General features: G+C 68.4%; 7 protein-coding genes. All 7 read right to left on the bottom strand.

Going from position 1 to position 10,596, the window contains the following annotated elements:
- Positions 1-112 precede the first annotated feature (112 nt).
- The 7 genes from chvE to ABZV06_RS27315 all read right to left on the bottom strand — a co-directional run bounded on the left by chvE (position 113) and on the right by ABZV06_RS27315 (position 10,476).
- Entirely contained in the window at positions 113-1,258 is a 1,146-nt protein-coding gene (gene chvE / locus ABZV06_RS27345; RefSeq protein WP_355248090.1) for a multiple monosaccharide ABC transporter substrate-binding protein, read from the bottom strand.
- Positions 1,259-1,475: 217 nt separating this feature from the next.
- On the bottom strand, positions 1,476-2,465 hold the full coding sequence (locus ABZV06_RS27340; RefSeq protein WP_355248093.1) for a LacI family DNA-binding transcriptional regulator: 990 nt from the start codon (positions 2,463-2,465) through the stop codon (positions 1,476-1,478).
- 391 nt (positions 2,466-2,856) lie between these two features.
- A complete protein-coding gene (locus tag ABZV06_RS27335; protein WP_355248096.1) occupies positions 2,857-4,992 on the bottom strand; it encodes a family 43 glycosylhydrolase in 2,136 nt (711 codons plus the stop codon).
- Between the two features lie 357 nt (positions 4,993-5,349).
- Complete coding sequence (araA, locus tag ABZV06_RS27330) at positions 5,350-6,852, bottom strand: L-arabinose isomerase (RefSeq protein WP_355248098.1); 1,503 nt, start codon at positions 6,850-6,852, stop codon at positions 5,350-5,352.
- Between the two features lie 26 nt (positions 6,853-6,878).
- A complete protein-coding gene (gene yjfF / locus ABZV06_RS27325) occupies positions 6,879-7,871 on the bottom strand; it encodes a galactofuranose ABC transporter, permease protein YjfF (protein WP_355625055.1) in 993 nt (330 codons plus the stop codon).
- A complete protein-coding gene (locus ABZV06_RS27320; protein ID WP_355625053.1) occupies positions 7,868-8,938 on the bottom strand; it encodes an ABC transporter permease in 1,071 nt (356 codons plus the stop codon). Before ABZV06_RS27320 ends, yjfF begins: the two co-directional genes overlap by 4 nt.
- Positions 8,935-10,476 (bottom strand): sugar ABC transporter ATP-binding protein, encoded by a 1,542-nt coding sequence (locus ABZV06_RS27315; RefSeq protein ID WP_355248106.1) that lies wholly within the window; start codon positions 10,474-10,476, stop codon positions 8,935-8,937. Before ABZV06_RS27315 ends, ABZV06_RS27320 begins: the two co-directional genes overlap by 4 nt.
- Between the last annotated feature and the right edge of the window lie 120 nt (positions 10,477-10,596).

The following is a 10,596-nucleotide window of genomic DNA, read 5'->3' as shown; positions in this document are numbered from 1 at the left end:
CGAGCATCCCGATCTACTTCTACGGCCAGCAGTCCGGCCACTCGGAGAAGATCAAGAAGCTCGAGCTGAACAACGTCGGCGAGCGGTCGCCCGCCGAGCCCGACGAGGTGACCTACTTCTTGGCCTGACCGGCGGCGACCTCTTCCGCCGTCCAGTAGCCGGAGTCGATCAGCGTCGCCTTGATGTCGTCCTTGTAGACGGTCGCGATCGGCAGCAGGTAGGACGGGACGACCTTGACGCCGTTGTTGTACGTCTCGGTGTCGTTCGCCTGCGGCTGCTTGTCCTGCAGGAACGCCTCCGCCGCGTTGGCGGCCTGGTCGGCCAGCAGGCGGGTGTCCTTGAAGACGGTCGAGCTCTGCACGCCGTCGTTGATCAGCTTGATCGAGGCGATCTCGGCGTCCTGACCGGTCACGACCGGCATCTTCTTCTTGCCCGCACCGCCGTAGCCCGCGTTCTGCAGGGCGGTGATGATGCCCCGGGAGATGCCGTCGTACGGCGACAGGACCCCGTCGACGACCGAGCCGTCGTTGTAGCTGGACGTCAGCAGGTCCTCCATGCGCTTCTGCGCGGTCTCCTGCTGCCAGCGCAGGATGGCCACCTGCTCCTTGGTGGTCTGCTTCGACTTCACCTTCAGCGTGCCCGCCTCGATGAACGGCTTGAGGGTGTCCATCGCGCCGCCGAAGAAGTACTGCGTGTTGTTGTCGTCCAGCGAGCCGGCGAACAGCTCGACGTTGAACGGGCCCTTGGCCGTGCCCTTCGAGCCGTCCTTGTTCAGCAGGCCGAGACCGACCAGGAGCGCGGTGCCCTGCGCGACGCCGACCTTGTAGTTGTCGAAGCTGACGTAGAAGGCTACGTCCTTGCTGCCACGGATCAGCCGGTCGTACGAGATGACCGGGATCTTCGCGGCGGCGGCGGCCTGCAGCTGGCTGCTGAGCGCCGTACCGTCGATGGCGGCGATGACCAGGACGTCCGCGCCCTGGGTGATCATCTGGTCAACCTGCTGCGACTGGGTCGGGATGTCGTCGCCCGCGTACTGCAGGTCGACCTTGTAGCCCTTGGACTCCAGCTTCGACTTCACCGCGTTGCCGTCGGCGATCCAGCGCTCCGACGTCTGCGTCGGCATCGAGACGCCGATCGTCAGGTCCCCCGGCTTCTTGTCGCTGGTGTCGCCGCCGCTGCCGGCACCTCCACCACTGCACGCCGCCAGGCTCAGCGCCAGCGCCGCGCTACCGAGAGCAACCAGGAATTTCCTGCTCACGGGCTTCTCCTCTCCCGATTCCCCCCGCCGACCGCCGGGGCCACCTGTCATCTTTCGGGTAGTGTTAGCGCTCACATAGAGCACGTCAACACTTGATCCGAAATACCGGTGTCACGGTCTCGTAACGGAGACTTCTCCACCCACACGACCACGCGCAACCCTCGGGGACGGTTGATCGGGGGCCGCAGGTCACGAGGCATCGATGGTGTCCGTGGCGTCAGCCGCGCGGCGGGGCGACGCTGTCGCGCGCGACCAGAGTCGGGGCGATCGTCTGGCGCAGGGCGCCGCCACCGTTGCCGGACACGATCTGGGTCAGCAGCATCTGCAGGCTCGCCCGCGCGACGGCGTCGAAGTCCGGTCGCACGGTCGTCAGCGGCGGGATGAAGTACGCCGCCTCCGGCACGTCGTCGAACCCGACGACGCTGATCTCGGCGGGCACCTTCCGCCCGAACTCGTGCAGCGCCCGCAGCACGCCCAGGGCGAGGTGGTCGTTCGCCGTGAAGATCGCGGTCACCTCCGGCATCCGAGCGAGCATCTGCCCGCACCGGTAGCCCGAGGCCGCCGACCAGTCCCCGTGCATCAGGGGTGGTGGGACGATCCCCGCGGCCAGCAGCGCCTCCCGCCAGCCCTCGATACGACCGGCGCTGTCGAACCAGTCCGACGGCCCCGACACGTGCCAGACGGTGCGGTGCCCCGCGTCGAGGAGATGCTGCGTCACGGCCCGCGCGCCCGCCACCTGGTCGACAGTCACCAACGGCACCGGACGGTGGGGGTCGCCGTCGACCGTCACCAGTGGAACGTCCTTGGGCAGCCGCTCCAACGCCTCGCCGGCCGACTCGACCGGCGCGATGACCACGATGCCGGCGACCCGGTGCGCCAGATGCCGCTCGACAGCGGCCGAGATGGAACGGTGGTCCAGGTCCCGTACGCTGCCGACGCTGACCGCGAAGCCCTCCGCAGCGGCGGTCTGCTCCAGAGCGGCCAGCAGCGATGCCGGACCGTAGAGGGTGGTGTTCTGTGCGACCACGCCGATGACCTGGGACCGGCCGGTCACCAGGGCGCGCGCGGCACCATTCGGGCGGTAGCCGAGCTCGGCGATCGCCGCCCGCACCCGCAACCGGGTCTGCTCACGCACGTTGGGATGCCCGTTGAGCACCCTCGACACCGTCTGATGGGAGACACCGGCCAGACGAGCGACATCCGTCATCGCGGGACCGTGCACGGCCATTTCACTCCCCCCGCCTTCACCCGACCCGCGGCCCGTCGACGTCGACTGGAGCGGCCCGGCCCGATCCCCCTCGCTCAGCCACCACGCCGGTGCTGAATCGCAGGTGACCAGCGCTGGATCGCCGACAGTCTACGCCAGCCGCCCCCTCCAACACGGTACGGCGGAACGCGAACAACGCGGCGCGTGCCAGGTGGTGCCGGCGGTCTCTCCCGCCGTTCACGCGGACACCTCGACCGGCGACGGCCGCAACGAGTCGCCGCCCCGCTCCAAGCTCCTGGACAGAGCGTGGAACAGGGCGGCGGCGGGTCCGATCCGGCGGCGCTGGTGGTGCGGTCGCGACGCGGTCAGATAACTCGTCGTGTGACCGGCGTCACGGTGTGGTCAGGTCGAAGCGGCGGACGGTGACCGCGCCACCGAGCGCCTGGGTGGCGTGGTTGAAGATGGCGAACCGGTAGCCCATGAAGAACTGCCAGTTGTTCGCCAACGTCAGGGCGTTGCCGAACGACGTGAAGTTGACGCCGTCCGTGCTGTACGAGAAGCGTGCCTGTCGACCCGAGCCCGGTCTGATGTCGGCGTTGGCGCGCAACCAGATCCGGCCACCGGAGATGGCGGTGCTCGCCGCCTCGCTGCCGGTGCTGGTGGTGTTCCAGTTGCCGTCCATCGTGAGACCGTTCTGCATCACCAGACGGGTGGATCCGTTGTCCCGCTTGATGCCGATCCAGGCGGACGAGTTGCGCAGCACCGCCAGACCGGTGCGGTCACCGTCGCGCATCGTCGAGTAGTCCAGCTCGATGGTGGCGGTGGAGGTGGGGCCCTGGATGCGGTGTGTCAGCGTGTTGCGCGCCGCGTAGAGGTCACCGGTCACCGTGGCCGTCTGCAGGTTGAGCCCGTTGTTGACCGACCACCTGCTGTTGTCCGGGTTGTGGTTCCATTCCCACTGCGGGCCGAGCGTGGTGCCGGCGAACGTGTCGGTGCCCGTCAGCGGCTTCACCGCACGCGGCGGTGTGGGCAGGTTCGGCTTCGGGTAGGAGCTGCCCCACGCGCCGTTGACGGTCTGCAGCACCGGCCAGCCGTCGCTGGTCCAGGTGATCGGTGCCATGGCCGGCATCCGACCACCGGGGTACGCGTCGACGAACGACATGTAGTACCAGTCGCCGTTCTGGGTCTGCACGAGGCCACCCTGGTGCGGAACACCGCCGCCGGAGATCGGGCCGGGCAGGTTGAGCAGCACCTGACGCTGCTCGTACGGGCCGAACGGGCCGTTGGTCGACTTCAGCACGTACTGGCCGTTGGCCGGTCGGGTGAGCCAGATGTAGTAGGCCCCGTTGCGCTTGTAGAACCGCGCGCCCTCCAGGGTGCCGATGCTCGACGGGGTCTGGTACACCTGCTGGGCGCGTACCTGGGACTTCCCGTCGGCGGACAGCTGGGCGACGCTGATCGTGGTGTTGCCGTACGCCACGTACATGGTGTCGTTGTCGTCGATCAGCATGCCGGCGTCGTAGTAGCAGTTCGGGATGGTGGTGTGCTTGCTCCAGGTGCCGTCGACGGCGGACGCGGTGTAGATGTGCGTCTGCGAGAAGTCGATGCACCCGGCCCAGTAGTACGTGCGGTTGCTCGGCCGGTAGTTCAACGTCGAGGCCCAGATCCCGTCGACGTACGCGTTACCACCGCTCATGTCGTACTTCGAGCCGAACTCCAGGCGAGGTACGGAGTGCCCGGCGTACTCCCAGTTCACCAGGTCGTACGAGCGCAGCACCGGAGCGCCCGGCGAGTAGTGCATGGTGGAGGCCGACATGTAGTAGACGTCGTCCACCCGGATGATGTCGACGTCGGCGAAGTCCTGCCACACCACGGGGTTCGAGTACGTGCCGCTCGACGGGGGCGGTGTCGTCGGGGGTGGCGTGGTGGGGGGCGGCGTGGTGGGGTTGCCCCCGCCGTCGACGCGGACGAGCTGCCACTGCTGGTTGGTGCCGTTCCAGTCGTCGTACTGCACGATGTTGCCGCCGTCGGCGGTCGAGGCGCTCTGGACTTCCATGACCTTGTTGCTGTTGCGGTTGATCAGCCGGACGTAGCCGCCGTCGGAGTCGGCGAGCCGGAACTGCTGGTTGGTCCCGCTGTTGTCGGACCACTGCACGATCGCCCCACCATTGGCGGTCGAACGGCCGGAAACGTCCAACACCTTGCCCGACAAGCGCGACTTGACCCGGTAGTAGCCACTGCCGGAGTCCACGAACTGCCACTGCTGCTGGTTGCCGTTGTTACGCGTCCACTGCGTGATCCGCGCACCGTCGTTCGTGGCCGAGTTGTACACGTCCAATGCCTTGCCACTGTTGCGGTTCACCAGGACGTACCACGCGCTGGTGTCGACCGTGGCCGCCGATGCGGGCGCCGCGGCAACCGCCGCCGCCGCGCCACCGACCACCAGCGCCGTCGCCGCGATGGCGACTCTCGACAGCCAACTGCGCCGGCGTGGCGCACCCCGGGGAACCCGACCGATGGAAAGCATGATCCTCCTCTGCTGACGCGAACCGTGCGGTCTGGGCCGTCGTCCGCGGCACCGGGCGGGGCACCGAACTGACCATGCCCGGCCATGTGATCGCTAACAGCACTTCCCGAGCGCCGCGGCAGCACGATGCCGAAGACGAGGGGTTAGGACGGACGCACGGCCGGACCAGGCAATGACATCGACCACCTTGGTTATAGACTGTGAGCGATAACATGCTCTTAGTCAAGGCGTAACACGATCGGCTCGCGGGCCTGCTAGGACGCGTGGCAGAGCCGGTGCGGAGGCACGAACGGGTGATCCACCCCGGCCCGCAGGCAGGGGTGGACCACCCGTTTCACCGGACGCTCGGGCCGCCGCTCAGAAGCCGCGGGCCAACCGGTAGTAGGCCTGGTTCCACCGGATCTCGTCCGCGAAGCGGCGCGCGTTGGTGTCGGCGTCGATGACGACGAGCTCGGTCCGGCTCATCTCCGCCAGGTCGTGCAGCTCCTCGGTGCCCACCGCCTGCGACAGCACGGTGTGGTGCGGCGCTCCGGCGGTGATCCAGGACTCGGCGGAGACCGGCAGGTCCGGTCGCGGCCGCCAGACGGCACGGGCCACCGGCAGTCGGCGTAGCGGCTGCGGCGGCGGCACGACGTCGATCTCGTTGGCCACGAGTCGGAACCGCTCCCCCATGTCGGCCAGCCCCAGCACCACCGCCGGACCGGGCGCGGCGTCGAACACGAGCCGTACCGGATCCTCCCGCCCACCGATGCTCAGCGGGTGGATCTCGACGTTGGGCACGTCGGACGCGATGGTCGGACAGACCTCGAGCATGTGGGCGCCGAGGACCAGCTCCTGGCCCGGGGTGAGGTCGTAGGTGTAGTCCTCCATGAACGAGGTACCGCCCTGGACACCCACGGACATCGCCTTGATGGTGTGCACCAGGACCGACGTCTTCCAGTCGCCCTCGCCGCCGAAGCCGTACCCGTCGGCCATCAGCCGTTGCACGGCGATGCCGGGGAGCTGACGCAGACCGCCGAGGTCCTCGAAGTTCGTGGTGAACGCCCGGAACCCACCGGCGTCCAGGAACGCGCGCATACCCAGCTCCAGGCGGGCGGCGTAGCGCAGCGAGTCGTGCCGCTCACCCCCGGGAAGCAGCTCGGCACCCACACGGTAGCTGTCGCCGTACTCCTTGACCAGCTCGTCCACGTCGGCGTCGGCGACCTCGCCGACCACCTCGACCAGGTCGTTGACGCCGTAGGTGTTGACCGACACCCCGAAGCGCAGCTCCGCCTCGACCTTGTCACCCTCGGTCACCGCGACGTCGCGCATGTTGTCGCCGAAACGGGCCAGCCGCAGCGACCGCATCGCCGACCAACCGGTCGCCGCGCGGGCCCAGGCGCCGACCCGGGCGGTCACCCGCGGGTCGCTGACGTGCCCGGCGACCGTCTTGCGGGCCACACCGAGGCGGGTCTGGATGTACCCGAACTCACGGTCGCCGTGCGCGGCCTGGTTCAGGTTCATGAAGTCCATGTCGATGTCGTCCCACGGCAGCAGGACGTTCGCCTGGGTGTGCAGGTGCAGCAGCGGCGTCTGCAGAGCGTCCAGTCCGGCGATCCACATCTTCGCCGGCGAGAACGTGTGCATCCACGCGATGACCCCGATCGCGCCCTGGGCGGCGGCCTCCCGGCAGACCCGCAGGATCTCACCGCTGTTGGTCAGGACGGGCTTCCAGACCACCCGGGCGGGAATCTGCGGCGAGTCGTCGAGCGTGGCCGCGATCTGGCGGGACTGCTCGGCTACCTGCCGGAGCGTCTCCTCGCCGTACATGCCTTGGCTGCCGGTGAGGAACCAGATCTCGGGTTCGGGGTGTGGTGCCATGGGGTTGCCTTCCGCGAGAGGGGCGGTCACTTGTAACGGATTCCGATGAGTCGCTGCAGGAGGATGAACGCGAAGAGCAGGCCGCCGATCACGATCTTGGTCCACCAGGAGTTCAGGCTGCCGTCGAACGTGATGAGAGTCTGGATCACGCCCAGGACCAGCACGCCGAGCACCGTGCCGAAAATGTATCCGGCGCCGCCGGTGAGCACGGTGCCGCCGATGACGACGGCGGCGATGACGTCCAGTTCCATGCCGACGGCGATCAGCGGCGCGCCGGAGAGAGTGTAGAAGGACAGCAGGATGCCGCCGATCGCCGAGCAGAGCCCGCTGATCGTGTAGACGGCGATCCGGGTCCGCCCCAGCGGCAGGCCCATCAGCAGCGCCGACTGCGGATTGCCGCCGATCGCGTACACGTTGCGTCCCAGCCGGGTGTAGGCCAGCACGTACGCGGCGACGAGCACCACGGCGAAGGCGATCAGCACGCTGATCGAGACGAAGTTCCCCCGGGGATCACCGATCCGCTCCTGCGACATCCTGGTCCAGAAACCGTCCGTGATCGGAATGGACGAGTCCGAGATGAACGTGCACATGCCCCGGGCGAAGAACATCCCGGCGAGCGTGACGATGAACGGCTGGATCTCGAAGAAGTGGATGACGCAGCCCATCAACAGGCCGAGCGTCGGGCCGATGAGCAACGCGACGACGAGCACGACCCCCGCCGGCAGACCCTTGTTCAACAGGTCCGCCGACACCATCGCCGTCATCGCGACGACGGACCCGACCGACAGGTCGATGCCACCGGTGAGGATCACGAAGGTCATGCCCACCGCGACGACGAGCAGGAAGCCGTTGTCGATGAAGACGTTGAAGATGACCTGCACGTTCGAGAACGCCGTGTACTGGGACACGCCGATGCCGTACATGACCAGCAGCAGGGCGAGCGTGGCCAGCACCGGCACCTGCCGCCGGGGCAGCCGGAACCGGGTGCGGCGGGGGGCGGTGAGCGATCCGGTGGTCATGCCGGCACCTGCTCCTTCGGCTTGTCGGCGACGGGGCGCGGCGGTGGGGTGCTCTTCCGGCGCCGGCTGAACCGGGCTCGGAAGGCCGGCGCCTGGATGAGGCAGACGGCGATGACGACCACCGCTTTGAACAGCAGCGACGTCTGCGGCGAGATGTTCATGGCGTACACCGTGGTGGTCAGTGTCTGGATGATCAGCGCGCCGAGGATGGTGCCGCTGAGGTAGAACCGGCCGCCGGCGAGGGACGTACCGCCGATGACGACCGCGAGGATGGCGTCCAGCTCGACCCAGAGGCCGACGGCGTTGCCGTCGGCGCTCGACACGTTGGCCGTCATCATGAACCCGGCGATCGCCGCGCAGGCGGCGCTGAGGACGTACACGAGGAAGGTGACACGGTTGGAGCGGATGCCCGCCAGCCGGCTCGCCTCGGCGTTGCCGCCCACCGACTCGACGATCATGCCGAGGGCGGTGCGACGGGTGAACGCGGCGACGAGCAGGGCGGCGGCGAGCGCGATGAAGATGGCCAGCGGCAGGGTGAGCAGGTGACCCAACCCGATGGCCCGGAACGGCCCCGAGTTGATGGTGATGATCTGACCCTGCGTGATGAGCTGGGCGAGGCCACGACCGGCCACCATCAGGATCAGGGTGGCGATGATCGGCTGGATACCGATCACGGCCACCAGCACCCCGTTCCAGGCGCCGAGCACCAGCGAGAGCCCGAACGCCATCGCGAGCGCGGTCAGCACCACGCCGAGGCTGTTCTGGTCGGGCTGCTTGCTGATGTACATGCAGGCGACCGCGCCGCTGATCGCGCAGAGGGAGCCGACCGACAGGTCGATGCCTCCGGTCGAGATCACCAGCGTCATGCCCAGCGCCACCAGGATCAGTGGCGCGCTCAGCCGCAGGATGTCGATCGGCGTGCCGTACAGGTGCCCGTCCTTGAGCTCGATGGACAGGAACCCGGGGCGGTAGATCGTGTTCGCCGCGAGCATGACGACCAGCACGGCGACGGGCCAGAACAGCCGGTGACCGATCATCGTTCGGTACCGGCTCGTGGTGTCGTTCATCGGTCCGCCTCCTCCCGCTGGGATCCACTCGCGATCGTCTGCATGATGCGCTCCGCGTCGAGACCCTCGTTGTTGGCGAGCTGCGCGACCATCTGCCGGTCCCGCATGACGGCCACCTTGTGGCTGAGGCGCAACACCTCCTCCAACTCGGCCGAGATGAACAGCACCGCCATCCCGCCGTCGGAGAGTTGCGCCACGAGCCGCTGGATCTCCGTCTTCGCGCCGATGTCGATGCCCCGGGTCGGCTCGTCCAGGATCAGCAGCCGGGGCTCGGTGATCAGCCACCGGGCGAGGAGGACCTTCTGCTGGTTGCCGCCGGAGAGGTTGCGTACCGGCACCTCCGGGTCCGCCGGACGGATGTTGAGCGCCTTGACGTACTTGTCGACCAGTTCGTCCTGGCGGCGGCGCGGTATCGGCCGCAGCCAGCCACGGGCGGCCTGCATGGCGAGGATGATGTTCTCGCGGACCGACAGGTCCGGGACGATGCCCTCGGCGCGGCGGTTCTCCGAACAGAAGCCGACGCCCTGGTCGATGGCCTGCGCGGGGGTACGCAGACTGCCGGCCGTGCCGTCGATCGCGACCTGCCCGCCGTCGGCCCGGTCGGCCCCGAAGAACAACCGTGCCACCTCGGTACGCCCCGAGCCGAGCAGGCCCGCGAGGCCCACCACCTCACCGGGGTGGATGGTCAGACTGAACGGCTCGACAGCGCCGGCCCGGCCGAGGTTCGACACCGCCACCAGGGGGGTGCCCTCCTCGAGCGCGGCCAGGTCGCGTCGCGAGTGCTCCTCGATCCCCTCCAGGACGTCGAGCTCCTTGCCGATCATCTTCTCGACGAGGCCGAGTTGGGGCAGCTCGGAGGTCAGGTACTCGCCGACGAGCCCGCCGTTGCGCAGCACCGTGATGCGGTCCGCGATCTCGTAGACCTGGTCGAGGAAGTGCGTCACGAACAGGATCGCGATGCCCTCGTCGCGCAGTTGCCGCATGATGCGGAACAGCTGCGCGACCTCACCCGCGTCGAGGCTGGACGTCGGCTCGTCCAGGATCAGCACCCGGGCCTGGATGTCGATGGCGCGGGCGATCGCGACCATCTGCTGGATCGCCAGCGAATACGAGCCCAGCGGCGCGCTGACGTCGAGGTCGAGGTCGAGACGGGACAGCAGCGCGCGGGCGCGGCGGCGGACCTCGCCCCAGCGCACGGCGCCGAGCAGGCGCGGCTCACGGCCGATGAAGATGTTCTCCGCCACCGAGAGGTTGGTGCAGAGATTGACCTCCTGGTAGACGGTGCTCACCCCGGCGGCCGTCGCCTGCATCGGTCCACTGAAGGACACCGGCTCGTCGCCGAGGGTGATCGTGCCCTCGTCGGTGTCGTAGACACCGGTCAGCACCTTGATGAGGGTCGACTTCCCGGCGCCGTTCTCGCCCATCAGGGCGTGCACCTCGCCGGGGAAGAGTCGGAAGTTGACGTCGTGGAGTGCACGCACCCCGGGGAAGGACTTGCTGATCCCGGTCATCGTCAGGACCGGACGGCTATCCGTCATCCCATCAGACCTCTTCTGGGGGTTGTCGACGCGGATGGGCCGTTGCGCTCCCACCGCGCCCGCCCGGCCCCTGCACTGGGGCTCGGGCGGGCGTGGCGCGGGTCGTCGCGGATCATGCCC

Origin of the sequence: Micromonospora sp. NPDC005172 (assembly GCF_040608555.1) — a bacterium.
GTDB lineage: Bacteria > Actinomycetota > Actinomycetes > Mycobacteriales > Micromonosporaceae > Micromonospora.
Note: the sequence above shows the minus strand (reverse complement) of the source record. Positions and strands in the feature narration are given on the sequence as shown.

Coding starts and splice junctions, on each gene's coding strand:
- ABZV06_RS27320 (WP_355625053.1), bottom strand. CDS start 8,938: ATGAACGACACCACGAGCCGGTACCGAACGATGATCGGTCACCGGCTG.
- ABZV06_RS27335 (WP_355248096.1), bottom strand. CDS start 4,992: ATGCTTTCCATCGGTCGGGTTCCCCGGGGTGCGCCACGCCGGCGCAGT.
- ABZV06_RS27315 (WP_355248106.1), bottom strand. CDS start 10,476: ATGACGGATAGCCGTCCGGTCCTGACGATGACCGGGATCAGCAAGTCC.
- yjfF (WP_355625055.1), bottom strand. CDS start 7,871: ATGACCACCGGATCGCTCACCGCCCCCCGCCGCACCCGGTTCCGGCTG.
- araA (WP_355248098.1), bottom strand. CDS start 6,852: ATGGCACCACACCCCGAACCCGAGATCTGGTTCCTCACCGGCAGCCAA.
- ABZV06_RS27340 (WP_355248093.1), bottom strand. CDS start 2,465: ATGACGGATGTCGCTCGTCTGGCCGGTGTCTCCCATCAGACGGTGTCG.